The organism is Methanobacterium congolense (genome assembly GCF_900095295.1).
In the GTDB taxonomy this organism is placed as follows: Archaea; Methanobacteriota; Methanobacteria; order Methanobacteriales; family Methanobacteriaceae; genus Methanobacterium_C; species Methanobacterium_C congolense.
Window position 1 is genome coordinate 2,308,814 of record NZ_LT607756.1, and the last position, 24,122, is coordinate 2,332,935.

The 24,122-nt window shown below is 41.2% G+C and carries 23 protein-coding genes; 6 read left to right on the forward strand and 17 right to left on the reverse strand.

Going from position 1 to position 24,122, the window contains the following annotated elements:
* Positions 1 to 157: 157 nt before the first annotated feature.
* The 4 genes from MCBB_RS11080 to MCBB_RS11095 form a co-directional block, all read right to left on the reverse strand.
* Positions 158 to 2,290 carry a phage holin family protein gene (locus tag MCBB_RS11080; protein WP_071907817.1) on the reverse strand — a complete coding sequence of 711 codons (2,133 nt, stop codon included), beginning with the start codon at positions 2,288 to 2,290 and terminating at the stop codon, positions 158 to 160.
* A 220-nt stretch (positions 2,291 to 2,510) separates the two neighbouring features.
* On the reverse strand, positions 2,511 to 3,359 hold the full coding sequence (locus MCBB_RS11085; RefSeq protein ID WP_071907818.1) for a metallophosphoesterase: 849 nt from the start codon (positions 3,357 to 3,359) through the stop codon (positions 2,511 to 2,513).
* A gap of 281 nt (positions 3,360 to 3,640) precedes the next feature.
* Positions 3,641 to 3,919 (reverse strand): DUF5750 family protein, encoded by a 279-nt coding sequence (locus MCBB_RS11090; RefSeq protein ID WP_071907819.1) that lies wholly within the window; start codon positions 3,917 to 3,919, stop codon positions 3,641 to 3,643.
* Positions 3,920 to 4,112: 193 nt separating this feature from the next.
* The gene (locus MCBB_RS11095) at positions 4,113 to 4,484 is read right to left on the reverse strand and encodes a DUF192 domain-containing protein (RefSeq protein WP_071907820.1); all 372 of its coding nucleotides are present in this window, start codon (positions 4,482 to 4,484) and stop codon (positions 4,113 to 4,115) included.
* A 49-nt stretch (positions 4,485 to 4,533) separates the two neighbouring features.
* On the opposite strand from MCBB_RS11095, the gene MCBB_RS11100 reads away from it, so the two are divergent.
* The 4 genes from MCBB_RS11100 to MCBB_RS11115 all read left to right on the forward strand — a co-directional run bounded on the left by MCBB_RS11100 (position 4,534) and on the right by MCBB_RS11115 (position 12,007).
* Positions 4,534 to 5,739, forward strand: a complete 1,206-nt coding sequence (locus MCBB_RS11100; RefSeq protein ID WP_071907821.1) for a methionine adenosyltransferase — start codon at positions 4,534 to 4,536, stop codon at positions 5,737 to 5,739.
* Between the two features lie 369 nt (positions 5,740 to 6,108).
* The gene (gene ileS / locus MCBB_RS11105) at positions 6,109 to 9,255 is read left to right on the forward strand and encodes an isoleucine--tRNA ligase (protein WP_071907822.1); all 3,147 of its coding nucleotides are present in this window, start codon (positions 6,109 to 6,111) and stop codon (positions 9,253 to 9,255) included.
* Positions 9,256 to 9,277: 22 nt separating this feature from the next.
* Positions 9,278 to 11,440, forward strand: a complete 2,163-nt coding sequence (purL, locus tag MCBB_RS11110) for a phosphoribosylformylglycinamidine synthase subunit PurL (protein ID WP_071907823.1) — start codon at positions 9,278 to 9,280, stop codon at positions 11,438 to 11,440.
* Positions 11,441 to 11,446: 6 nt separating this feature from the next.
* Positions 11,447 to 12,007, forward strand: a complete 561-nt coding sequence (locus MCBB_RS11115) for a diacylglycerol/polyprenol kinase family protein (RefSeq protein ID WP_071907824.1) — start codon at positions 11,447 to 11,449, stop codon at positions 12,005 to 12,007.
* 115 nt (positions 12,008 to 12,122) lie between these two features.
* Here the strand turns inward: MCBB_RS11115 and MCBB_RS11120 are convergent, their stop codons facing one another.
* The 9 genes from MCBB_RS11120 to MCBB_RS12380 all read right to left on the reverse strand — a co-directional run bounded on the left by MCBB_RS11120 (position 12,123) and on the right by MCBB_RS12380 (position 19,372).
* Positions 12,123 to 13,262 carry an ABC transporter permease gene (locus MCBB_RS11120; protein ID WP_071907825.1) on the reverse strand — a complete coding sequence of 380 codons (1,140 nt, stop codon included), beginning with the start codon at positions 13,260 to 13,262 and terminating at the stop codon, positions 12,123 to 12,125.
* A gap of 338 nt (positions 13,263 to 13,600) precedes the next feature.
* Complete coding sequence (locus MCBB_RS11125; RefSeq protein WP_071907826.1) at positions 13,601 to 14,302, reverse strand: ABC transporter ATP-binding protein; 702 nt, start codon at positions 14,300 to 14,302, stop codon at positions 13,601 to 13,603.
* 9 nt (positions 14,303 to 14,311) lie between these two features.
* Entirely contained in the window at positions 14,312 to 15,397 is a 1,086-nt protein-coding gene (locus MCBB_RS11130; RefSeq protein ID WP_071907827.1) for an ABC transporter permease, read from the reverse strand.
* 87 nt (positions 15,398 to 15,484) lie between these two features.
* Positions 15,485 to 15,691, reverse strand: coding sequence for a helix-turn-helix transcriptional regulator (locus MCBB_RS11135; RefSeq protein ID WP_071907828.1), 207 nt, complete (start codon positions 15,689 to 15,691; stop codon positions 15,485 to 15,487).
* A 112-nt stretch (positions 15,692 to 15,803) separates the two neighbouring features.
* Complete coding sequence (locus tag MCBB_RS11140) at positions 15,804 to 16,220, reverse strand: hypothetical protein (RefSeq protein ID WP_071907829.1); 417 nt, start codon at positions 16,218 to 16,220, stop codon at positions 15,804 to 15,806.
* Positions 16,221 to 16,388: 168 nt separating this feature from the next.
* The gene (locus MCBB_RS11145; protein WP_231916365.1) at positions 16,389 to 17,627 is read right to left on the reverse strand and encodes an ABC transporter permease; all 1,239 of its coding nucleotides are present in this window, start codon (positions 17,625 to 17,627) and stop codon (positions 16,389 to 16,391) included.
* Positions 17,628 to 17,656: 29 nt separating this feature from the next.
* Complete coding sequence (locus tag MCBB_RS11150) at positions 17,657 to 18,574, reverse strand: ABC transporter ATP-binding protein (RefSeq protein WP_071907831.1); 918 nt, start codon at positions 18,572 to 18,574, stop codon at positions 17,657 to 17,659.
* A 197-nt stretch (positions 18,575 to 18,771) separates the two neighbouring features.
* On the reverse strand, positions 18,772 to 19,080 hold the full coding sequence (locus MCBB_RS12375; protein ID WP_071907832.1) for a cadmium resistance transporter: 309 nt from the start codon (positions 19,078 to 19,080) through the stop codon (positions 18,772 to 18,774).
* A gap of 16 nt (positions 19,081 to 19,096) precedes the next feature.
* Positions 19,097 to 19,372, reverse strand: a complete 276-nt coding sequence (locus tag MCBB_RS12380) for a cadmium resistance transporter (RefSeq protein WP_071907833.1) — start codon at positions 19,370 to 19,372, stop codon at positions 19,097 to 19,099.
* 526 nt (positions 19,373 to 19,898) lie between these two features.
* On the opposite strand from MCBB_RS12380, the gene MCBB_RS11165 reads away from it, so the two are divergent.
* Positions 19,899 to 21,113, forward strand: a complete 1,215-nt coding sequence (locus MCBB_RS11165) for a molybdopterin molybdotransferase MoeA (RefSeq protein WP_071907834.1) — start codon at positions 19,899 to 19,901, stop codon at positions 21,111 to 21,113.
* Positions 21,114 to 21,303: 190 nt separating this feature from the next.
* Positions 21,304 to 22,467 (forward strand): site-2 protease family protein, encoded by a 1,164-nt coding sequence (locus tag MCBB_RS11170; protein ID WP_071907835.1) that lies wholly within the window; start codon positions 21,304 to 21,306, stop codon positions 22,465 to 22,467.
* Between the two features lie 116 nt (positions 22,468 to 22,583).
* Here MCBB_RS11170 and MCBB_RS12190 read toward each other — a convergent pair whose 3' ends face one another.
* From MCBB_RS12190 to MCBB_RS11185, 4 genes are read right to left on the reverse strand one after another with little or no spacing between them, the layout of a single operon-like run.
* A complete protein-coding gene (locus MCBB_RS12190; RefSeq protein ID WP_171899136.1) occupies positions 22,584 to 22,754 on the reverse strand; it encodes a hypothetical protein in 171 nt (56 codons plus the stop codon).
* Positions 22,755 to 22,767: 13 nt separating this feature from the next.
* The gene (locus MCBB_RS11175; RefSeq protein WP_071907836.1) at positions 22,768 to 23,088 is read right to left on the reverse strand and encodes a DsrH/TusB family sulfur metabolism protein; all 321 of its coding nucleotides are present in this window, start codon (positions 23,086 to 23,088) and stop codon (positions 22,768 to 22,770) included.
* A 30-nt stretch (positions 23,089 to 23,118) separates the two neighbouring features.
* Entirely contained in the window at positions 23,119 to 23,727 is a 609-nt protein-coding gene (locus MCBB_RS11180) for a (Fe-S)-binding protein (RefSeq protein WP_231916440.1), read from the reverse strand.
* A 32-nt stretch (positions 23,728 to 23,759) separates the two neighbouring features.
* Positions 23,760 to 24,122: a DsrE family protein gene (locus MCBB_RS11185; RefSeq protein ID WP_071907837.1), complete on the reverse strand. Its 363-nt coding sequence runs from the start codon at positions 24,120 to 24,122 to the stop codon at positions 23,760 to 23,762.

Below are 24,122 nucleotides of genomic sequence, written 5' to 3' on the forward strand. Positions count from 1 at the left end.
TCCCTATTTTTTCTATTTTAAGTTTTTCATAGTGCTTCATGAATTGAATTTGTCTTAAGAGGAGCATTTATCTGAGAGTATCCTCGAGTTGAGTATGTATTGAAGTTTCAACAAAACCTGAAAAGTTAAAGATATGATTTTAGTGTTTAATTCCTGTTTATTCAACTTCGTTAGTTCCATAATTATTATCCCAAGCCTCCTGAATATGGGTTTTCAATGTTTTATAAACATTTTCAGCACCCACTATTTCTTCTTCATCGATTTTCCATTGAGAAGGGTGCATTATAAAAGGTTTAGATTGGTTACCTCCCATGCCCCCGTGGCTCCCTATCAACTCCTCAAATGCTGCAACTTCCCTGGTTTCTGGATTGTAGAAACTGTTCACGAGAATATCAGGAACGTATTTGAAGTTGTCTGTTCGCTTGAGATGGTGGGCAGCATTCTTACCGAAGCTGGCAATGGGGTTTTCACCCTCAAATGTGTCAGTTTCAAGGTAATAAGTCCCCCTAGAGCCTATCACAACGGTTCCGTGCTCTTCTGAATGCACCATTATGAATCCTATACCATTATGCTGTATCAAACCCGGTATGAGGTTTGGAAAGGCCAGGTTTAACTCTTCGTAGGTCATTCTTTCACTCCACTCATTGAAGTATATGAGTCCAAGGTTTCCAGAGGCCAGAACCACGGTCTGAGCTTCCTCTGGAGACACGTAAGTATCTTCATGACCCTTGTAAAACTTTTTATGGGGCATCTCTGGCATTTCAAGTGATTTGAAGGTTCTTTTCACGAACTGGTTTTCAGTGAAGGATGCCATGACACTCCTTCCAACCTTCCTACCACTTTCAACTGTGTTGGCTGTTTTCTGGTTTATGAAATCCTTACCCTCAGTTATTGGATATCTAACTGCCTGGCTGAAGTGGTCAACGTTGGTGTAAAGGTCACTGTGGATCTTTATATCCTCTGGAAGCAGTTCCCTCACAAGATCCTCCAGCGTCATCTTGTAACGCTGCTTGAATGTGGCCCCGTTGCTCTGACCATGATCAGAAAGCACAACCAGATGGTAAGGCCTTAAAGCTGTTTTTTTAGCATTTTCAAGGCGTTTAAATTGTTTGTCAATTTTTTTTAGGGCATAAAATGCATCGTAGTCCTCAACACCCGAATGATGGGCTATTTCATCGTATCCAACATAGGTTGCGTAGGCTGCATCCACCTTCCCAGTCAGCATGTCCCCAAGGAGGGTGTAGGTGGTTACCTCCCTCAGAAATACGTTGGCAGTTGCACGTATAGGAAAATAGATGAAACTGCGATTCAAACGTGGATTTATATGTTTTATCCTCTGCCTGATGCGTGATCCCATCTCCATGACCATGTCCCATAGGCTGAGGACAAGTGTGCGTGTGAAGTTGTAGGGATTTGAGTAGAAGAAGTACCATGCCCTTGTGTAGAACTGTCCAAGGTTGCTGATCTTGCTGTAGGTGAATATGGTGTTGCTGGCATCCCCAGAGAACAGGTTGGATCTGCTGGCACCGTTGGTTGAGAGAAGGCCATTCCCATTTGAAACCCTTTTTTCAATGAGAGGTGCATCAAAAAGTCCTGTGGAAACCCTTAGCTTGTTTTTATTCTCCTTTTCAACCCATTGGAATGCTGGAAGGTCTTTGTTGTTGCCGTGGAGTATTCCTGCCTGTGAAGCTCCTGTTTGACTTGAGAGATCGGTTTCCCATTCCTTGATCCTGTGGGTTCCATCTTCAAGCCATTTCTTGAGTGTTGGCATGTAACCATTTTTTATTGCCTTTTTAAGGGTTGAAGCTGCGAGTCCATCGATTTCAAGGAATATGAATCCTGGTTTATTTTTATCAATACCTTTAGACCTGCGTTCGAGATCGCGCCTGAGAACAGTTCTGTAATAGGATGCCTCATCATCAATGGTTATGACTGCTGAGACAAGGGTGTTTATGGCTGCAATTCCAAGGGGTACCAGGAGCAGAGCCCCTCCAGATATGCTGAGTCCTGGGACGAACTGGCTTGCAATCCATATCATGAATCCATTGAGAATAAGAGCTCCAACACCGAAGGTGAAAACAAGAAATCTCAAGGTATAATAGGATAGAAGGGGCCATAAAAGCGCATTTAAAAGGCCTATGAATGTTACGGCTACTGCAGCAGATTCCCATCCATCCACTTGAAATCCAGGTATCACCACGGCCATTGCCATGAAACCAACGATCTCACTGACCCAAAGGGCTATGGTACGTCCAGTCCACATGATGTACGTGCTTCTACTTTTATCCATTTCAACCCCCAATATTGAAACTGAGACTTTAAAAGTCTGCTTAAAAGTTCAGGACTATTTTTTAAGTGTGTTTTTTATTTTAATTAAATTAAATAAAATTTCATGAATTACTGATTAATTAAAGTAAGTTCAACCTATTAATAGTTTTAATGGTTGATTCAAATTTAAATCTACTGCTTTTTTGAATGATTAGTTTAGATTCATTGAATTTGGTTTAAAGTTAATTATGAAGCTTCAAAACAGTTATTTCAGGGGGACAGTTGATCCTGAACCAGAAAACATTGGTACCCAGGCCTCTGTTGGTGTACTGGAGCATGTCCCCCACGCGGTACATTCCAAGGGGATACTTCTTGAAGTTGGAACCTCGAAATGGAGTTCCAAACCCTGGTATAACAACCTGCCCCCCATGGGAGTGTCCTGAAAGCTGAAGACTGAACCTTCCTGTGGCTGCACTTGTGTCTGCAAAGTCGGGCTCGTGGGCAAGGAGTATTGCGGGACCCTCCTCTGGCATTCTATGGAGGACCTGCCCAAGGTCGTGCTGGTTCAGTGTGACGCTGTCAACCCCTGCAATGTGCAGGGAGGCATCCCCACGTTTTAAGGTGTAGACATCATTTTCCAGATCCACTATCCCACTCTCATCCATTACTTTACGGATCTTCGCTGCCCCCATCCAGTGGTCATGATTTCCCATGACAGAAATCGTTGCATCATGGGGTTTCAGGCCTTCAAGGGATCTCAACATGTCGAGAACAGGTTCATCAGCCAGATAGGAAACAGAATCCCCAGTTATAGCTACAAGATCTGGTTTTTGCTGGTTCACAAGGCTCACAACACCTTTTATACGTTTGGAGGATATCCACTGTCCCATGTGAATATCACTTATGTGAACTATGCGGTAATCGTTAAAAACAGAGTCTAATTCAGGTATGGTCACCCTAACAGGCACCACTTCAAAGTCCTTGGGATCGAAGTCATGAAATCCCATTCTATCCCTGAATCCAGACATTGCAAACTGCATCTTCTGCCTCAGAATCAGGGCCTTTGGATTGTTCGAATGAAGCTCTTTCATTGGATATTTCTCACTTAAAATGAATCTTTAAAAAAATGGATATTGAATTTGATTTATACGTATTTTGAAGGAGTTTATATAATTTAAATAATCTTAACAGTTTAATTTAAACTTTAATTTAAATTTTAGAGGTTTAAAACCATGATAACAGACCGATCCATAGCATGTTATTCCATGTAACTTTATGTTTATGGATCAGCATCTAGTTTATGAATGTTTTCATTTAGTGATGATTCGATGATCTTGCATGATCCAAATTTTGGAACAGATCTAATGTGACCTCAATCCTCAAGAAGACCTGTAAGGTAAGCTGTCATCTCAATCTCTTCACGTGCTATGAAGTCTTCAAGTTTGTACTGGGCCTCTTGACTTCCAAGGGGATAATATTTCTCCTCAAAATAAATTTTTATGATTAAATCCTCCTTTTCTGAAGTGGTCTCTTCTTCAACACGTTCTTCAAGCTTTTTTCTGGTTTCAGGATCGATTCCTGTGACCCTGTAGGTCACGTAGTACCTTTGCGAGGGCATGGAAACTCCATAATCAACTATTTTCACATCCATATTCTTACCTCCATGGGCTTTAAAAGGATTTGGAATGATTTGGAATGATTTGGAATGATTTGGAATGATTTGGAATGATTTGGAATGATTTGGAATGATTTGGAATGATTTGGAATGATTTGGAATGAGTTTGGATTTAGTTTAAAATATAAGTTTAAATCATCATGATTATTTTAAGTTCCTAAAAATCATTTCAAGCATGCTCACATGTGAAATCGAGCTCATCCCCTATTTGAGTCTCTGATGCAGCAATGGTTCCCTTTTCAAGTTCTATAACGTACTGAGCAGCTGCTTTAGGGGTGTATGTCTTCCAGGGATCTATGGAAACCGTGTCAACAACCCTCATGCTGGAGTCTGCAAAGACTATGTCCAGAGGCATTCTCATGAAGAACATGTGGATGGCTGAACCCCTTCTGCTTCTTGTGTTTGGGAGTTTCAGTATCAAACCCCTTGGAAGTTCCTTCCTGAACATGAGGCCCATGAACCTTGACATGAAAGTCGCTGCAACATCTGCATAACCAACCTGGGTTCCCCTACTTTTATTTACTATAAGGACATATTTCATAGAAAATACTTTTAACTTGATCATTTAAAAAGTGTTGGAGGCTGATTTCATGAGGAACATCATAGTTAAAGAGCTCATCCAGAAACCAATCGAAGAACAGGACGTAGAAATAGTAGAAAGAAAAGGAATAGGCCACCCTGATAGTATAAGCGACGGAATCGCAGAATCTGTCAGCAGAGCCCTGTGCAACGAGTACATGGACAAATTTGGAGGTATACTCCACCACAACACCGACGAGGTTCAGATCACAGCAGGTGAATCAGACCCTAAATTTGGCGGCGGCGAAATAATCAAACCAATAGAAATTCTCCTCACAGGAAGGGGAGTTCCAGAGTACGAAGGACAGAAAATAGGTATTGACAGGATCGCAATAACCGCAGCCAAAGAATACTTGAAAGAAAACATAATAAACCTTGATGTTGAAACATCCACCGTTGTGGAGTGCAAGATCGGCCACGGTTCAGGAGACCTGGTTGATGTGTTCAAAAGGGATGGAATGCCTGCTTCAAATGACACATCCTTCGGTGTGGGTTACGCACCATTTTCTGAAACTGAAAACATCGTTATGAAGACAGAGGAACTTTTAAACTCCAAAGACTTCAAGAAGAAGTACCCTCATGTTGGAGAGGACATAAAGGTCATGGGTCTCAGGGAGAAGGATAAGATAACCCTTACAGTTGCATGCGCAATGGTATCAAAATACGTTGACGGCAGGGACACCTACATCAGCGTTAAAGAGGAACTCAACGATATAATAAATGATCTTGCAGTTAAAAATACTGAAAGGGAAGTTCAGACCTTCATAAACACTGGTGACAACCATTCATGCGCCTCAGAGGAAGGATACTATCTCACAGTAACAGGAACCTCTGCAGAGATGGGAGATGACGGCTCCGTTGGAAGGGGAAATAGGGCAAACGGCCTTATAACACCTAACAGGCCAATGTCAATGGAAGCAACCTCCGGTAAAAACCCATTAAACCACGTTGGTAAGATCTACAACCTCCTCTCAAACAGAATGGCAGAAGACATTGTTAAAGAAGTTGAAGGAGTCCAGCAGGTTCACATAATGATTCTAAGCCAGATAGGTAAGCCAATCGATCATCCAAAAGCTGCAAGCGCCCAAATAATCCTTAAAGACGGTTACAACATGGAATCCGTTAACAAGAATGTTGAGGGAGTTATGGACTCTTGGCTTGAGGATATTGGTAAGATCACTGAGATGATGGTTAAAGGCGAACTCAGAACCTTCTAAAACTATAAACCCATGAAGATTTGTGGATAATTTTTAGGTAGAACCCCTACCTACCAATTTTTCATTGTAATGGTCACTATGAATGAATATATCTTTTAATTTCATTTGATGTTAAAAACCTTTAAAAATCATAAAAAGTAATAATTTGAGTTTATTTTAAAATTAAAAGTATAATCAAACTTAAAATTATCAATAAATAGTTCATACACTAAATTTTTATTTTTAAAATTTTCTTAAATAGTGTCAAGCTTGATATCCATCAACACTATCCGATTGAGTTTGACTATTAACTATTTTATATACCAGCAACAAACCTTAGTTGTGTATTCATAATAACTGAAAAATCATAAAAATCACAGGAGAATGTAAATGCCAATAGAGGAGGCTCAACGGTCATACAAATCAAAGAACATCGAGGAGAAGGTTCAGAAGTTCTGGGACCAGGGAGATGTTTACAGAGAAACCAATAGAATGAGGGAAGAAAGGCCCAAATACTCATTTTTAGACGGTCCACCATATTGTAGTGGACGTATACATCTTGGAACTGCATGGAACAAGATAATTAAGGATTCTTATCTCAGATACAAGAGCATGTCTGGTTTCAGCATCAGGAGGCAGGCTGGATGGGACACCCACGGACTTCCAATCGAGCACAAGGTCGAGGGGATCCTTGGCTTAAAAAGCAAGAAGGAAATAGAAGAACGCATAGGTATCGAAAACTTTGTGAATAAATGCAAGGAATTTGCAGTAGAAAACAAGGCCCTCATGACCGACCAGTTCAAGCTCCTTGGCATATGGATGGACTGGGATAAACCCTACGTTACCTACGATAACAGGTACATGGAGTCATGCTGGTGGACCCTGAAACGGGCCCATGAAAAGGATCTTCTCGTGCGGGACAAACGTGTGATAACATGGTGCCCACACTGTGAAACAGCCCTTGCAATGGCAGAGATAGACTACGACAACAAGGAAGACCCTTCCATCTACGTGAAGTTCCCACTCAGCCAGCAGGAAAGTGACGATTACACTGTTTACGTCCTGGTCTGGACAACCACACCATGGACCCTCCCTGCAAACATGGCAGTCTGTGTACATCCTGACTTCGACTACGCCTATGTGAAACGTGGAAATGAAGTTTACATAATGGCAGAGGCCCTTGTGGAATCAGTTTTTCAGGATGAGGAGCACGAGATCATGAAGGTGGTCAAGGGATCTGAACTTGAGAACACCCCCTACAACCATCCATTAACGGATGAGATACCTGTTCAAAGGGATTTCAAGCACATGATACTTCCAGGAGACCATGTGACCCTAACAGAGGGAACTGGTTGTGTTCACACAGCCCCTGGACACGGTCCAGACGACTTTGAAATAGGTAAGAAGTATGGTTTACCAATATTCTGTCCAGTGGATGAAGCAGGACTATTCATGGAAGAGGCTGGTAAGTACTTGGGTCAGTTCGTGAAGTCCGCAGACAAAAACATCATAGCGGACCTTCAGGAGCACGGTCTTCTCTTCCGTGAGGGAATAATAGACCACCGTTACGGTTTCTGCTGGAGGTGCAAAAGTCCAATCATCTACCTTGCAACCAAACAGTGGTTTTTGAAGGTAACCGACATCAAGGATAAAATGCTCAGTGAACTCGACAAGGTTGAATGGGTTCCATCCTGGGCAGGTGAAAGCCGTTTCCGTAACTGGGTTGAAAATGCACGTGACTGGACTATATCCAGACAGAGGTACTGGGGAATACCAATACCAATATGGGTGTGTCAGGATTGTGGTGAAATAACTGTTGTTGGTTCTGTTGAGGAACTCAAGGAACGTGCAGTTGATGGAGAGCTCAAGGGAGACTTCATACACAGACCACACGTGGATGAGATAACCATCAAGTGCAGCTGTGGCGGAGACATGAAACGAACCCCCGATGTTCTGGATGTATGGATCGACTCAGGAGTTGCAGGATGGGCTTCCCTCTACTACCCACAGGAAAAGGAACAATTCGGGGAATGGTTCCCCTACGACTTCATAACCGAAGGTCATGACCAGACACGTGGATGGTTTTATTCCCAGTTAGGCTGTGGTGTCATATCCTTTGACACAGTACCCTACAAAAAGGTTCTCATGCATGGATTCACCCTGGATGAAGAGGGTAAGAAGATGAGCAAATCCCTTGGAAACGTTGTTGAACCCGATGAGGTGGTTGAGAAGTACGGAGCAGATGTCCTCAGATTCTACCTTCTATGGGGTAACAAACCATGGGAAGACCTTAAATTCAACTGGGATGAGGTTAAAAATGTTAACAAGATGTTCAACATTCTGTGGAATGTTTACGTCTTCACAACAACCTACATGGCCATAGACAACTTCAACCCAACCCTGTACACAGAAGAAGATGTTAAACTGCGTGATGAAGACCTTTGGATAACCTCAAGGGCAAACTCACTTGCAAAAACAGTTTCAGAGTCCATTGAGAAACTGCACTTCCACAAGGCAACCAGGGCCATCAACAACTTCATACTTGAAGACCTGAGCAGATGGTACGTTAGGCTCATAAGGGGACGTACATGGATAGAGAAGGATGATCCTGACAAATTAGGAGCATACTACACTCTCTACAACGTTATGAAACTTCTGATAATGACCATGGCACCAATAGCCCCACACATAACTGAGGATATTTACCAGAACCTTGTTCGTGGCGTGGATGAGGAGTCCTTCCTCAGCGTTCATATGATGGACTGGGAGTTCAACGAAAATCTTATAGATCTTGAATTGGAGAGCAACATGGATGTTGTGAGGGGAATAATAGAAGCCGCTGCCCATGCAAGGGACGTTGCACGTTACAAACTCAGATGGCCAGTTCGTGAGCTCATAATTGTTTCAGAGGATGAAAAAGTTCTCAAAGCTGCTGAATCACTCAGAAAAGTTATAATGGAACAGGCAAACGCCAAGAACATCGTGTCTCTGTCTGAATTTGAGAACATGACCATCCATGCACAGCCCAACATGAAAACACTGGGCCCAAGGTTACGTGGAGACGTGCCTAAGGTACGTGCAAAACTTGCTGAAGCCGATGGAGCAGTTATAACCCAAAAACTTGAATCGGAAGGAGTTTATAACGTAGAACTTGAGGACAAAACAATAGAACTTGCCCCTGAAGACATGGTGTTTGAAACCGAGCTTCCAGAGAACATTGAAAGTGCGGAATTTGATGGTGGAAGTGTCTTCATTGACACTGAACTTACAGATGAAATTCTGTCAGAGGCCATGTCACGTGAGCTCATAAGAAGGGTTCAGGATATGAGAAAGGACCAGGACCTGGATGTTGAAGCCAACATAGAGGTTTACGTTGAATGCAAGCCTGATTTCCAGGCACTCATAGAGAACTTCCTTGACTTCATTTCCAATGAGATAAGGGCGGATAAATTCGTGTTTGAAGCTGCAGATGAAGGTTACAGGAAAGAATGGAAGATAGAAGAACACGAAGTTGTAATAACCATTAAAAAATCTTAACCATTGTGCTAAAGGTGATAAAATGGCTTTAACAGATGCTGAATTGGAATACGTTAAAAAAGAACTTGGAAGAGAACCCAACTCCCTTGAATATGGAATGCTGGACATAATGTTCTCAGAACACTGCTCCTACAAGAGCAGTCGTCCCGTACTGAGGTTGTTCCCAAATGAGGGAGAAAATGTTATCCTGGGCCCTGGAGACGATGCAGGAATAGTTGAACTTACAGATGAACTGGCATTGGTCATTGGAATGGAAAGCCACAACCACCCCTCTGCAATCGAACCATACGGTGGTGCAGGAACAGGTATCGGTGGAATAATAAGGGACATCATATCAATGGGAGCCAAACCCGTGGCATTATTGGATTCACTCAGATTCGGATACCTTGAAGACCAGAAATCTCGTTACCTCTTTGAACACGTTGTTAAGGGAATATCAGATTATGGTAACAGGGTTGGAATCCCAACCGTTGGTGGAGAGGTTGAATTCGATGATAACTTCAAATCCAACCCCCTTGTGAACGTTGTTTGTGTGGGACTCGTACCAAAAGACGAGATAGTCCTTGGAGTGGCACCAAACCCCGGTGACATCTTCGTTCTCATGGGAGGACGTACAGGCCGTGACGGAATCCACGGTGTGACCTTCGCCTCAGAAGAGCTCACAACCAAATCTGAAATTGAGGACAGACCTGCAGTCCAGGTTGGTGACCCGTTCACCAAAAAACAGGTCATGGAAGCAACCTTCGAAGCCCTTGAAAAGATCGATGTACAGGGACTCAAGGACCTTGGAGGTGGAGGTTTAACCTGCTGTATATCAGAAATGGCTGCAAAGGGAGAAAATGGTGCAGTTGTTGAACTCACGAAGATACCACTGCGTGAAAAGGGCATGACGCCCTACGAGATAATGCTGTCAGAATCACAGGAAAGAATGGTGTTCGTTGTACATCCTGAGGATGTGGATGCACTCATGGAGGTATTCAATAAGTACGAACTTCCTGCAGCCCCAATTGGTACCGTTACAGATGATGGACAGTTCGTTATGACCAAGGACAGAGAGGTTATATCAAAACTTCCATGCGAACTCCTTGCAGACCCACCATCCATTGAAAGAGAAGCCATTGCCCCAGCATCTGTCCCTGAAGTTGTTGAAGTTCCCGAGGTTCCAGTTGAAGAGGCCCTACTGAAACTTCTCTCATCCGAGAACATCGCAAGTAAGAAATGGGTTTACAGGCAGTACGATCATGAGGTGCAGGTAAGAACCGTTGTTAAACCTGGAGATGATGCTGCAGTAATGAAGGTTGATGATAAAAAGGCATTTGCAGTAACATCGGACTGTAACAGCATTCATACGAAGCTTGACCCATATCATGGGGGTGCAGGTTCAGTTGCAGAGGCCATAAGGAACGTTGTTTCAATGGGAGCTGAACCCATCTGCATAGCAGACTGTTTGAACTTCGGAAACCCTGAAAAACCCGAGGTTTTCTGGCAGTTCAGGGAATGTGTCAAGGGGATGTCAGACGTTGCAAACAAGTTTAAAACACCAGTTATAAGTGGAAACGTGAGTTTCTACAATGAAACTGAAGGAATAACTGTCAACCCATCACCTGTTGTTGGTGTTGCAGGATCCATGGATCTTAAGGACATAAGAACCTCTGAATTCAAAGGTGAAGGCGATGTGATCATCGTTATCGGTGCAACCAGACCAGAGCTAGGTGGATCCGAGTACTACAGATCTGTGCACGGAGTCGTTGCAGGTAAAGCACCAGAAGTCCATCTTGATGATGAGTACGCTTCTGCAATGGCAATTCTTGACATCATAAGAAATGATGAAGAAGGTAACATCACTGCAGTACATGACTGTTCTGCAGGTGGATTGGGAGTTGCAATCTCTGAAATGGCAATTTCAAGCGGTTTAGGAGCATTCATCGACATAACCAAGATTCCAGGTGAATCCGATATGAATCTATGTGAAAGGTTGTTCTCTGAATCCCATGGTCGTTACATATTAACGGTTAAGGAATATGCTGCAGACGAAGTTGTTAGTAAAATAAAGTCCATGGATGTTGAAGCTGCAGCTGTGGGAAAAGTCAATGGTAACTTGTTAATCATAGATGAAACCGTTGAAATTCCTGTTTCAAAGCTTGAAGAATCTTACAGTGGAGTTATAGAAAAATTCATGGCATGATGTGTTATGAAAAAAGAGCTCTGGAGACAGTTGGTCCATGCATCAGGTGTTTTCATAGTTGTACTGGGATTCTTCATTACTCCCGAGCTTCTAATACTGCTCTGCATTGGATTGGTGGTGCTGGCTGAAACCTTGTTTCAGCTTGACAAATCCCACCACATACCTCTTTTTTCAAGGATACTAACGACCTGTAAAAGAAAAGATGATGAAAGGGGTTTTATATACTTTTTTATTGGAATAACCCTTACCATCTACATTTTTAAATTCAACATGAACGTGGTCAACGCAGCAATACTCATCTTGCTCTTCGGTGACTCTGCCTCAACACTCATTGGAAAACGGTTCGGCAGACACAAACTACCATTCCAGAATGAAAAAACCTTTGAAGGCAGTTTATCCTTCCTTCTTGTTGGATGTACAGTGGCCCTTACACAGTTACCAATGTTACCTGCAATTTCAGGAGCTTTGTTCGGAGCCATCACAGAGGCTTACAGCCCAATAGATGATAACATCCCCGTTCCCATTGTATCTGCCCTTGCAATGAGCTTAATCATTTACATGCTTTGATGGCACTCTTGTTTTAATATATCACTATCTTCAAGTCTTAATCTTCATTTAACCTATCTTAGCTGACTTTAGAAGGATGATTTTTTTACTTGCGATTCATTACTTAATGATTAAATCAAAGTCTGATGGCTCTTTCATGCCTGAAGTACCTCACCGTTATTAAGAACAAAATCATCGAAATTAGGGCCGTTGGAACTATATATAAAAGTGTTTTGAAGTTCAATACCGGTGTTGATGCGAGTTTAACCATTAAAACCGTTGGTATGAAGTTCAGTATGGCCTCGAAGTAGGAAGCCTTTATAAAAAGGGGTGTGAAGAGTATGAATGTTGCAAACACGAGCACAATTGTTATTGCAGAGTTTGCTTCCTTTGTACTGTCAACGAACATGGATATGATTATCCCAATGCTTATGAATCCCAGTCCAATGAAGAACAGGATGAAGAATAGTGTCAAGGCATTGTATATTGGAACCCCAAGTAGTTCGAGCAGTAATATCCAGGCCATGCTCTGAATCAGTGCAAATGAAAGTATTGGTAATGTTTTACCGAATATGACCATTGAATTCGATATTGGTGCCATCAACAGAACTTCAAAGGTTTTTCTTTCACGTTCCCCCACTATACTGTCCGTTACTATGTTGCTTGCAAGGAATAGGGGCAGCAAAAGTATGAAGGGCACCAGGAATCCATACATTATCTCAACGAAGTAGGGGCTGTTGAGTGCCAGTCTGGAACTTTCACTCTTCTTAACAGGTACAACGTTTAAATTGACCATGTTCTCAACCTTCTGGATCTGTGAAGAGTTGAGTCCTGCAGATTCCAGTCTCTTATCTGTTTTGAACTTAACTATGGCGTTTGATATCTTGGTTGAAATAACCGGATAGAAAACATTGGCAGTGTTGAAATCAACAGTCACGTTCTGTTCCGGTGTGGGTGAAACCTCAACAACAGCAACCAACCTGGTTCCAAGAAGTTTTTTGGCCTGATCAAGGTCCTTGTAGTAGTAAAGGTTCAAGTTCTGGGATTTAAGATCCTCTGCAAGGGTTGAACCACTCATATTCTCTGAAATTCCAACAGTAAGGGCTCTACTGGCACCATAATGATCGAGAAGTGCGGGATCCGTTACAACGGAGCTCATGAATGCCAGACCAAATGCGCCCAGGATTATGAAAACCTGTACAAAAAGTACCATGAGATATATCCTGTTTTTAAGTATGTCCTGAGATTCTTTCTTTGCAAGGGCCATTACTTTCATGTTACACCTGAAATTACGGGTTTTTATTGGATTTTTTTGAATTGAAATATTTTTATTCAATCTCCAGAATGCACTTCAGTTAGATGTTTTAGTTTTTGTTTAAATGGTTTATGAACCTTATGAAACTGTGGAATTTGAAGATGGTTTCCTCCACTGAAGATCTGGGTTAATTTTGAGAACTTCGATAGGATAAATATTTTTTTAATATTTTATTGAAATCCTTTATTAACATCTTTCTATTGAACTCAGTTCTTCTATTGAAGTTCTGATTAAAGATTCTGATTGAATAAGTTAAAAGAATAAAAAAAAGGGGAGATTTATGGAAATGATAACTGATTTTATCCAACCATCTTTCCATCCCTCATCTTGATGATTTCATCTGCGAATTCTGCAGACTCCATGTTGTGGGTTACGATTACAACACTTACCCCTTCTTTTTTATTCAGATCCTGGATTATCTGCATTATGATTCCTGCATTTTTGGTGTCAAGTTCACCTGTGGGTTCATCTGCAAGTATTATGGAGGGATCATTTATGAGGGCCCTTGCAATTGCCACCCTCTGCTGTTCACCACCAGAAAGCTGGGATGGAAGTTTGGAATATTTTCCTTCAAGCCCAACTTTATCCATGATTTCCCGGGCTTTTGCAGGATCCTGTTTAATCATTGGTAGCATCACATTCTCCAGGGCCGTTAACTGGGGTAGAAGGTTGAAACGTTGGAAAACAAAACCTATCTCCCTTCTTCGAAACATTGCCTGTTCTTTTTGAGAGAGTTTGCCTGTTTCCTTTCCTTTGAGAAGGAATGTCCCCCTTGTGGGCATGTCAAGTATTCCTGCAACGTGTAGAAGTGTTGATTTACCTGAACCGGATGGTCCCATTATGGCTGTGAAGGAACCAGTTTTCAGGGAAAGGTTTAATCCTGCAAGGGCATTTATTTCCTCATCACCCATCTTGTAAGTCTTCCAAACATCCCTGAATTCTATTATGTTTTCAAAGGTGTTTTTCGAAGATTTTTCAGAGAATGTACTTTTAGAATCCATTTCATCACCTCATTCATTCCTCAGTGCATCAACAACGTTCAGCCTTGAAGCGCGCCATGCAGGATAAAGACCTGCCAAAATACTCAATACAGTGGCACCGACTATCACAACTCCAACAAGCCATAATGGAAGCATGTAAGATAGTGTGATACCCTCCATACCTATCTGCTGGGAGAAGAGTATTATTGCAAGTTCAAGAAGGGCTGCAGCAACAACAACACCTATGACCGCACCTATAAATCCTAAGAGTCCTGCCTCTGTGAGTATACTACCTAATACTTCCCTGTTTGTGAATCCTATGGCTTTTAATACTCCAATTTCTTTAGTTCGTTCTGTTACATTAACCAGCATGATGTTAACTATACTTATGAGTCCAACTATCAATCCTATGCTGGCTATGGCACCTATGAACAGTAGAAGTCCACTCATCATCTCATCTATCTGTTTTGTGAAGTCTGATTTGGTAAGGGCAGTTGTGCCATCAACCTGGCTTTCCACAGCACTCTTAACTGTGTCTGGATCGCCTTTAACATTTGCTGTTATGGTTGAAACCTTGTTGTCGTTGAGTGGAAGGGCCTTGTCAACGTCCATGATAACCACCCCCATTCCAACGCCTTCACTGGTTGTTCCGGTTACAGTGAATTTCTTGTCGTTGATGGTTATATTGCTTCCAATTTTGTATCCGAATGTATCCATGAGCTCCTTGTTGATGACAACACCTGTGGTTCCATTGACATTGACCTGACTCCAGTCGTTGAGTCCAACCACCATCAAGGGCGTTCTGTTCATGGTTGTTGTGAACTGGGTTTCTTCCTTGATGTTGTAAAGCTGAGACATGTTCTTTATCTTTGAAACAGCCTCTGAACTTAAATAAGAATCACCTGTAGATCCCATGAAGGCCCCACCAGTGCTGTTGACTATGGAAAGGTCCCCACCCATTGCATTGGTCTTCTCCTTCATGTAAGATGTCATTCCAGAGCCAAATCCTATGAGAAGTACCAGTGTTGCAACACCGATAACGATGCCGAGCATGGTCAGGGCACTTCTGAGTTTTCTTCGTCGAATGTTTTTAAATGATAGTTTGTAGAGTCCCATTTTCTTACCTCATAATCATATAAGTTAAAGAATTTTTATTATGTAATCATGTTTACCTTTATAAAAATCTAACTGCGCGTTTAAGATCTAACATGGTGATGCTTCCAGATCAAACACATCTTCTATGTGCTCTTTTTTAAGTGCTTTGGTTATTTTATAAGCCAAAATTAGGGACGGGTTATATTTACCACGTTCCAGAGACACTATGGTTTGCCTGCTCACATCAACCATGTCTGCCAACTCCTCCTGAGTCATTTTAAGCTCTTTTCTGTATTCTTTTATTTTGGTTTTCATTTCTCTTAGGAATTATTCTTTTTTTTTAAATTAGGAGTGGTAATATGAGATTATCTAAATATTTACACTATCCATAATTATTAAAAACTATAAATAATGAATTATCTTAAGTTTAACCATCTCTATGCAATTTATACCTTGTAATAATACCTATAATTCCTCCTGCAAATACTGCCACAAAGATCGATCTGTATAAATCCAGTTGATCGATGTTGAAACTGGATGATACAACCAAAAGTGCAGCCAGAGCTATTATCATGCCCCACGCTGTGTTCCTCATGGATATTGAGTATTGCATCTGTTCCCTTTCATCCAACGATTTTACATTTGCAATTATTCCATCCATAAACAGGAATAAAAACAACACTGTGATCAATACACTGTTTAAAAGATTTTGAGGTAACAGCATACCCACAAAAATCAGGGATAAAGTGCATATCATGTAAAGAGTTCCCTGCCACGGCAGTTCATAGCTCCAAAATCCTTTTCTATTCCTTTTTTTAAACCATTCTGGTTTTGCAATAACCAATGTTAGACCTCCAAAATTGTACACCGTATAAAATGTAAAAAATATGTTACATATAATGTAAGAAATATATTACATCCTATTTAAAAGTTTTGATTTTGTAAAAAATATATTACATAATTGTGTTTTCAAAAAATAAATAAAAAAAGGCAGTTACAGAGAAGTTTCAGTTCAAACCTTTTTAAAGCTGATCAAATCCCATATCAGCCTTAAAATTCCAGGACGAGGTCCAAATACAACATCATCCCTCCGGGAGAGTTTCACTGCAACCCAGTAGGATAGAACACTGAATATAAATGCGAATAATACTGTAACAGCGTAGTCTGTAAGGGGTATGACCTCACCCGAGAATAGCCTCATGACTACTGTCATTGGAGATATGTTTGCAAGTGTTGATCTGGTTGATATATAAGCCAGAGCAGGTACTGCAAGAAATCCCGCTACCCCAATGTAAAGAATGCTTATTCCAATGCCTGCTTCCTTGTAATTCTTTGCATATACAGATAGAGCTGTTGTTATACCAACTATAGGTACAGAAGCCATCAATATGAAAGCGTATACAAGTAAAGGATTCTTTATCGCGAAACCCGTTATCAAAAGAATTAGTATCCATATCCCCACCTGTAGAGCTATTAAAAGAATGGATGCCAGGCTCTTTCCAATTATAATATCTGCATGGGATACTGGCATTGCTATGAGTATTTCAGCAGTTTTACGCTCTTTTTCGCCCACAACACTATCCATTATGATGTTTCCAAAAAGGAGTATTGGGAGAAAGAGTATGATGGCCATCATGGCCTTGTTTATTATCTGAAGGGGTAAGGATTCACCAGAGGATTGCTGTTTAAAATTCTGTGTTGATGTGTTCTGGGGGCTTAATGAATTCACCCATGATGCTGTTATGGCTGTGGACATTATCTTGGAGGTTGAATTAACTTCATCCAGTACAACAACACTCTTTGGATCACTGTAGTCCAAGTATAGGTTCAGATTTACAGGTTCCATTGCGTTTATACTGGTTGCAACATCATCTGGAACCATTAGAAACCCAGTTGTTCTTCCCGCTTCCATCCTCATTATGGAGTTGTTGTAGTTGGATCGGGTTACATCAAGTATTTCAGGATTCAACCTGTTTATGAAGAGTCCAGATTCATCCTGAACATCCAGGGATGCGAATCCTGAAAGTGAAGGGGTGAGTGAAATTCCATTTTCAGATTCCAGGTTTGCAGTGAAGGAGTTGAAGACAACTATCATTAAGAGAAGGACCGAAATCTGGAGCAAAAATATCATAAGGAATTTTCTGCTTGAAAGAGTTCCTTTAAACTCCCATTTGGTTATGGTTGTGAAGTTCATGTCTTTAACCTGTCCTAACAGTTGCTGTGTGCAATTTGATATCAGCTTAAATTCCAATACATCGGATACACTGAAATATTCACTGGCTATTTGACCGTGTTTATGAACACATCTTCCAGTGTGGGTTCCTTGGTATTTACAGATACCACTTCTTCGCCAAAAACATCCACTATCTGTGAAATATCTTTCCTTGAGTTGAGTGACACTGAAAATTCGTTTCCATCAATTGAAAGAGCATCAACAGAGCAGATATTCTTAATTTTATTCGTATCGATTGATTGGGGATTGTTTACCCTGACCTTGAGGATTATGTCTCCATGAACCTTGGATTCCAGGTACTCTGGAGTTCCTATGTCTATTATCTGACCCTTGTTAACGATTGCAACCCTGTCACAGAGGGACTCTGCTTCATCCATGTAATGGGTGCATAGTATTATGGTTTTTTTACCCTTGAGCTTTCTTATGAAGCCCCTGATGGTGTTTGCAGTGGCTGGATCCAGGCCCATTGTAGGTTCATCAAAGATTATAATTGGAGGATCATGGATTAGAGCCCTTGCAATTCCCACCCTCTGTCGAAGACCCTTTGAGAAGGTGTTTATTTTATCATCTGCCCTGTCACTCATCCCTACAAGTTCAAGAAGCTCCTCTATCCTGGATTCTATTTCCCCCTTTGGAACTCCGTAAAGCTCTGCAAAGTACCTTAAAAGTTCTCTTGCTTTAAAACGTTCATAAAGGTTGGGTTCCTCTGGTAGGTAACCTATCATGGATTTTATTTTTATTGGATCTATCTGTATGCTGTGACCGTCAACCAGAACATCCCCAGAGTCTGGTTTAAGTATACAGCAGATTATCCTGATTGTGGTGGTTTTACCAGCCCCATTGGATCCTATTATTCCAAGAAGCTCACCCCTACCTATCTCAAGATTTAAATCATTGAGTGCCTTTATCCTGCCGAATGACTTTGTAAGAGAGTCTATTTTTATCATTACATCTTCTGAGGCCATTTTACCCTCTACTTCACACTTATTTTATTAATGGTTAAATGATCTTTAAATCGGAATTGTATGATCTGGAATGTGATGAAAGATCATACTAATTGGTGATTGGTTCAAATTACCTTAAAACTTCTTTTATAATTCCTTGACCCTTATAAAATTTAAAGGATTCTGAACCCTACTAAAATAAATCAAAAAATTTGAAGTCACAGTGCCTCCACGATTCCACCTGCAAGTATCATGAGACCCAATGTTATCAAAACAAATGGCAACAAAATATGGCCGTATTTCTCTATTTTATCCTGTAAAAACCTGTTTTCCACCATTAAAATGGCCAAAATGCACCATACTCCCACCATGACCAGGAATACCATGATCACGATGGATATGTTGCCTGGTGACATGCCTGCAAAGAGTGGGCCATAAACTCCCAAGTTATCCCCACCGTTGGTGAAGGTCACCGCTGCAACTTGAAATACGTTTCTCCAATATCCTGAAGTATCATCCAACTCCACATCTTCTTTTTCCCTGTTAGCATCTTGTCTTAGATTCGCAAGTTTTTTTAAATCCTATTGCAACTGGAAAGATTCCAAGAAGACTGAGGAAGTATGATGGAACAAGAAACTGAAGAAAATAAGCTGTGCTGCTTACCATTACAAGGGATAGGAATCCAAGGTACTGTCCAATAACTACGGATCTTTTTTCATGTTTTCCAGCTGCAAAGAAGAACATCAGCACAACTAAATCATCGATGTTGGTTGCTGCAAAGGCTGAAACTGCAACTAAGATTGAGGTAATGGCATCCATTTAAACACCTTTTACTAGGTTCTAAGTAACTCATCAACTTTAACATGCAATAGACATTGATATGGTTGATATTGTGGAATTTTTTACGGAATAAATGTGATTGAATCCATTGGTGTACATACATCTGGGTCCATATGCTCAGTGTACCAGAGGTATTCATTAAATAAGAAGGGCCATTAATAAAAGTATTGAGATCAAAGATTACGTGAATTTAGTTTGAGGTATCTTCATGTAAACCTTGGAAGGTTCATGGGTTAAAATTCTAAAAGACCACTTCATGAACTTAAAGTATCCATTTATCATCCATTTTTTTGAACTTTTTTTTGAAATAATTATTTGCCAGTAACATCAGATACCAATATCACCCTCCACAACAAATATTTAAATTACACCACATCAATTTAAGAAATAAAATTGATGGCTCAGGTGAAGCTGACCAAAATCATCCCCCGTGTGGTTAAACTAAAACCCTTAATATAGGGTTTACATAAAAAATTATGGTTTACAAAATATCAAGGGAGTTATCATGTTTATATCGGAATTAATACCTGTGAAAAAAGCATTGGATATCATTAAAAGGTCCCTTAAACCAACTGATGTTGAAGAAGTCCCCCTTGAAGATGCTTACAGGAGAGTGCTTGCAGAGGATGTGGAATCCCTCTTATCCTCACCCCCATTTGATAGATCAGCAATGGATGGTTATGCAATAAAGGCTGAAGACACCTTCGGGTTTTCAGAAAGCAATCCTGCACACCTCAAAATAGTGGACAGGATTGGAGCAGGGCAGATGTCAAATGTTGTGGTTCAAAGTGGAGAAGCCGTTAAAATTGCAACGGGGGCTCCAATACCCAGTGGGGCTAACGCCGTGGTGATGGAGGAGTACACTGTTGAAGATGGAAATGAACTGCAGGTTGAAATGTCCCTACCACCTGGTGAGAATGTAAGTCCCCTTGGAGAGGACCTAAAGAGAGGAGATAAAGTTTTAGAATCAGGCCAGATTTTAAGACCCCAGGACCTTGCAATAATCGCATCATCAGGATACGACTCGGTTAAAGTCTTCAAAAAACCGAAAATTGGAGTGATAATCACTGGAAGCGAGCTGGTGTCCCCAAGATCAGAGCTAAAGGGTGCAGAAATTATAAATTCCAATTATTACACGGTTAAGGCCCTTGTTGAGAGTACACTGGCCCTTCCAACGCTCACACACTGCGTGGACAATGGAGAGATTGTTGAGGAAGCCGTACTGCAGATGCTTGAAACCCATGATGCCGTTATAACAACTGGGGGGACAGCCATCAGTAAGGGAGACGTTGTTGTGGACGTTGCAGATAAACTGGGAGACGTTTTGATACATGGGGTTGCGGTCCGGCCTGGAAAACCATTCGGATTTGGAAAAATTCAGGGCAAACCTGTTTTCATGCTTTCAGGTTATCCTGTGGCCACAATGGTCCAGTTCGATGTTTTTGTAAGGCAGGCACTGGAGATGATCCAGGGAATACAAAGGGAACTACCAGTTGTTAGGATGAAGACTGGAAAGAAAATAGCATCAAGCCTCGGAAGAACAGATTACATCCGGGCTAAAACTCATGGCGAACACGTAAGTCCAATTAAAATAAGTGGATCTGGAATTATAAGGTCAATGGTTGAATCTGACTCCTACGTTTTAATAGAGGAAAACCTCGAAGGTATTGAGGATGGTGAGGACTGCAAGGTTGTGATGTACGATTCCTTGAGGCTTTAGAATTAATATTCTTTGAAATATACTGGATGCCTTGAAATATCGGATATCGTGAAATGTTGAATATTTTTATAAATTGGATAGTCTTATAAAATCCATTTGAAACACTATAACTACTGAATAAAAAAATTTTCTAAATGAAATTATGGATGGATGAAACAACTTAAAATGTTGCATCCTAAAAGGTGATGTCTTGAACGCTTTATGGTATTATGCTATTGGATTTGTCCTTGTATGGGTATTGGCCCTTTTGTTCAGGGAACAGTTGAAGATCGATATACATGGTCCCCTGCTCATGCGAAGGACCAAACGATTAAGGGGTTTTATTGATTCTGTTGCCCAGAAATCTCCAAGATTCTGGCGCTGGAGTATGAACCTTGGAATACCCGTTTCGGTCTTTTTCATGGGGCTCATGGTTTATGGAATCATAATGTCCATTCAGTTGATGTTTCAGACACCAACAGTTGGCATAGTGCTTCCTGGAGTGGATATTCCCGGTTCTCCAATTTACGTGCCCCTGGGTTACGGAATCATTGCCATGGGCATCCTTATGGTGGTTCATGAGTTCGGCCATGGAATCCTTGCACGTGTTGAAGGGGTTAGAATAGATTCAATAGGTGTTTTACTCCTTGCAGTACTCCCAGGAGCATTCGTGGAGCCAAACGAGGCAGATGTTGAAAAAAGCAGCAGGATATCAAAGCTGAGGATATACGCAGCAGGTTCCATGTTTAACGTGGGCACCGCCCTTGTAGCTCTCCTACTAATGTTGGCCCTTAGCAACTTTGTTATTGCCCCATCATTCCACAGCGATGGAATGCAGATAACCAGCGTTGTTCCTGGAAGTCACGCAGTCGGTACCCTGACAGAGGGGATGGTTATCCACAGCATCAACGGTTATTCCACCAGTAACATTGCAGAGTACTACAAATCCATCAACAACACGAAAATAGGAAGTGCATTAACCTTCAATACAGATAAAGGTGTTTACACAGTTAAAGCTGGCGTTAGTCCAAGTAATTCCAGCAAAGCATATATTGGAATAAGGACTCAAGAGTATCTGGTTGTTAACAGTGGAGTTTCCGATACATTTGGAAATCTGGTTCCCTGGATAGTCTTTCCACTGAAGGAACTTTTATACTGGATATATCTGCTGAACCTACTTGTGGGTACCTTCAACTTGCTTCCAATGAAACCTTTAGATGGTGGATTGATACTTGAAGAACTTCTGCGCTACAGGCTCTCAGAAGAACGGGTTCATTTGATAATGTCCAACATGTCATGGATCCTTATAGCTGTGATTCTGGTTCTGGTGGTGTACGGGACCGTGCCTGGAATAATGAAGATGGTTGGAGCTTAAAAATAGATCATACCCCTCCACTTAGATCAAAATAATTTTTTTATTATTTTTTAAAATAGAAATTGAATGATATTTTAAATGTATTAGGATTGAATGTCTTAAGACGTCCAAAGTTTTTAACTACAATCAAAACAGATTTCCTCTTCTCTGTTGGTTGTGAACAACTTGCCACAGCGTCTGCATCGCACCCTTCTAAGAAGTTTTTTCCTTTTAACAGCCCGTTCCTGGCATTGACATCGAACACCCACCATCTTCTTGGATTTTGAGCTCTTTAATTTTCTCTTCATGGTTTTACCCCTGTTAAAAACTCAGAACCTGATCAAATTCCTCCATGATCTCATGAACCATTTCATCGTAACCCTGCATGATCTCAACCCCTTCCATGACCTCATCATCTCTGATTCCACGTGCAGTTAAGTCGTGCCTCAGTGCCTTAACCCTGGAATTTTTTATTATCTTGATTGAAAGCCCAGATTTATGGCCCTTCCTTGCACAGTAAGCTCCATTCCCAAGGAAAAAGATGGTTATCTCATCCCTTCCAACGTAGAGATTTACAAGGTTTAAAAAGGTTTTAAAACCTGTTTCTCCTGGTGTTTTAGTTACTAAGAATCCAACGTGCATAAATCCACCCGATATCCAATAACATAAGCTTTAAGGCTTCCATCCCATGCTCTGCATCATCTCAGAGCCCAGAGCTTCCTCAAGGCACTGAACTTTAGACGTGTTCCAGGGTTCCAGGAGTTCCGTGCACATGGACAGCTCAACGTCACCAGAGAGTAGTTTCATTGCAAAAGCCATGCACGTATCTTCCCCACACAGCTGGCAGTTGGTCTTGGGAAGGCAGTCGTAGATTGCAAGGGGTCCCAGTTTTGAGAGCTTTTCCAGGATTTTATCATGGCTGGCACTAGTTCCTCCCTGAATCTCAAGGTAAGTTTTGTTTATAAGCCCTGCAACATCTTTGATCACATCAACGGCCTCTTCCTTGTCAACTGTTTTGTTCATACTCACCTTTCCAGATGGGTAAAGGGTTACAAGGCGTTGATGTATTGATAGTGTGAGAACGTTCTTTTTTTCAAGGTAGTTGACCTTTCCAGGAGGATATTTGGTTACAAGAGAAGGAATAACCTCACCAATTTCTTTATCAAACTGCATGAGTACCCTGACCATATTTTCAGCCACAACACAGGGCCTCACACTTTTTATGGTAACTTCTCCAACGAGTGGAGCCTCAGAAAATAGTGTGTAAGTGAGATCTTCCATGTCCACCCTCATCCCTCCAACAGATAATCCATTCAAATCTTTAAAAATGCTGTTCCATCAGTCCGGGATTTGATTATCTCGTAGAGTTCTTCATCATCCACGGATTGAGCTGCCTCAACCAGATCATTATCAGATAGTCCCCTATCTTCCATTGATTTTTTATGAACGAATAAACTTCCCTCAGGAAATATCAGATAGGTTAAATCTTCCACACTGGGGTATTTGATGGTTTCTTCGGGTTTCTGACCTTTCAGTGCAGCGTAAACACCATCCCCTGTAAGCAGCACATCTGCATCCACTTCTCTATTGAGACATGCTATTGCAACGTAAAATCCACTGAAAGCATCTTCCCAGCCGTAGGGTGCCTTTTCTATTATCATTAGCACGTGATCCAT

Bases quoted from the DNA above. Each gene is read 5' to 3' on its own strand.
- MCBB_RS11085 (WP_071907818.1), bottom strand. From the start codon at position 3,359: ATGAAAGAGCTTCATTCGAACAATCCAAAGGCCCTGATTCTGAGGCAG.
- MCBB_RS12380 (WP_071907833.1), bottom strand. From the start codon at position 19,372: ATGGATGCCATTACCTCAATCTTAGTTGCAGTTTCAGCCTTTGCAGCA.
- MCBB_RS11090 (WP_071907819.1), bottom strand. From the start codon at position 3,919: ATGGATGTGAAAATAGTTGATTATGGAGTTTCCATGCCCTCGCAAAGG.
- MCBB_RS11165 (WP_071907834.1), top strand. From the start codon at position 19,899: ATGTTTATATCGGAATTAATACCTGTGAAAAAAGCATTGGATATCATT.
- MCBB_RS12190 (WP_171899136.1), bottom strand. From the start codon at position 22,754: ATGAAGAGAAAATTAAAGAGCTCAAAATCCAAGAAGATGGTGGGTGTT.
- MCBB_RS11135 (WP_071907828.1), bottom strand. From the start codon at position 15,691: ATGAAAACCAAAATAAAAGAATACAGAAAAGAGCTTAAAATGACTCAG.
- MCBB_RS11120 (WP_071907825.1), bottom strand. From the start codon at position 13,262: ATGAAAGTAATGGCCCTTGCAAAGAAAGAATCTCAGGACATACTTAAA.
- MCBB_RS11125 (WP_071907826.1), bottom strand. From the start codon at position 14,302: ATGGATTCTAAAAGTACATTCTCTGAAAAATCTTCGAAAAACACCTTT.
- MCBB_RS11150 (WP_071907831.1), bottom strand. From the start codon at position 18,574: ATGGCCTCAGAAGATGTAATGATAAAAATAGACTCTCTTACAAAGTCA.
- MCBB_RS11100 (WP_071907821.1), top strand. From the start codon at position 4,534: ATGAGGAACATCATAGTTAAAGAGCTCATCCAGAAACCAATCGAAGAA.
- purL (WP_071907823.1), top strand. From the start codon at position 9,278: ATGGCTTTAACAGATGCTGAATTGGAATACGTTAAAAAAGAACTTGGA.
- MCBB_RS11115 (WP_071907824.1), top strand. From the start codon at position 11,447: ATGAAAAAAGAGCTCTGGAGACAGTTGGTCCATGCATCAGGTGTTTTC.
- MCBB_RS11130 (WP_071907827.1), bottom strand. From the start codon at position 15,397: ATGGGACTCTACAAACTATCATTTAAAAACATTCGACGAAGAAAACTC.
- MCBB_RS11080 (WP_071907817.1), bottom strand. From the start codon at position 2,290: ATGGATAAAAGTAGAAGCACGTACATCATGTGGACTGGACGTACCATA.
- MCBB_RS11095 (WP_071907820.1), bottom strand. From the start codon at position 4,484: ATGAAATATGTCCTTATAGTAAATAAAAGTAGGGGAACCCAGGTTGGT.
- MCBB_RS11185 (WP_071907837.1), bottom strand. From the start codon at position 24,122: ATGGATCACGTGCTAATGATAATAGAAAAGGCACCCTACGGCTGGGAA.
- MCBB_RS11180 (WP_231916440.1), bottom strand. From the start codon at position 23,727: ATGGAAGATCTCACTTACACACTATTTTCTGAGGCTCCACTCGTTGGA.
- MCBB_RS11175 (WP_071907836.1), bottom strand. From the start codon at position 23,088: ATGCACGTTGGATTCTTAGTAACTAAAACACCAGGAGAAACAGGTTTT.
- ileS (WP_071907822.1), top strand. From the start codon at position 6,109: ATGCCAATAGAGGAGGCTCAACGGTCATACAAATCAAAGAACATCGAG.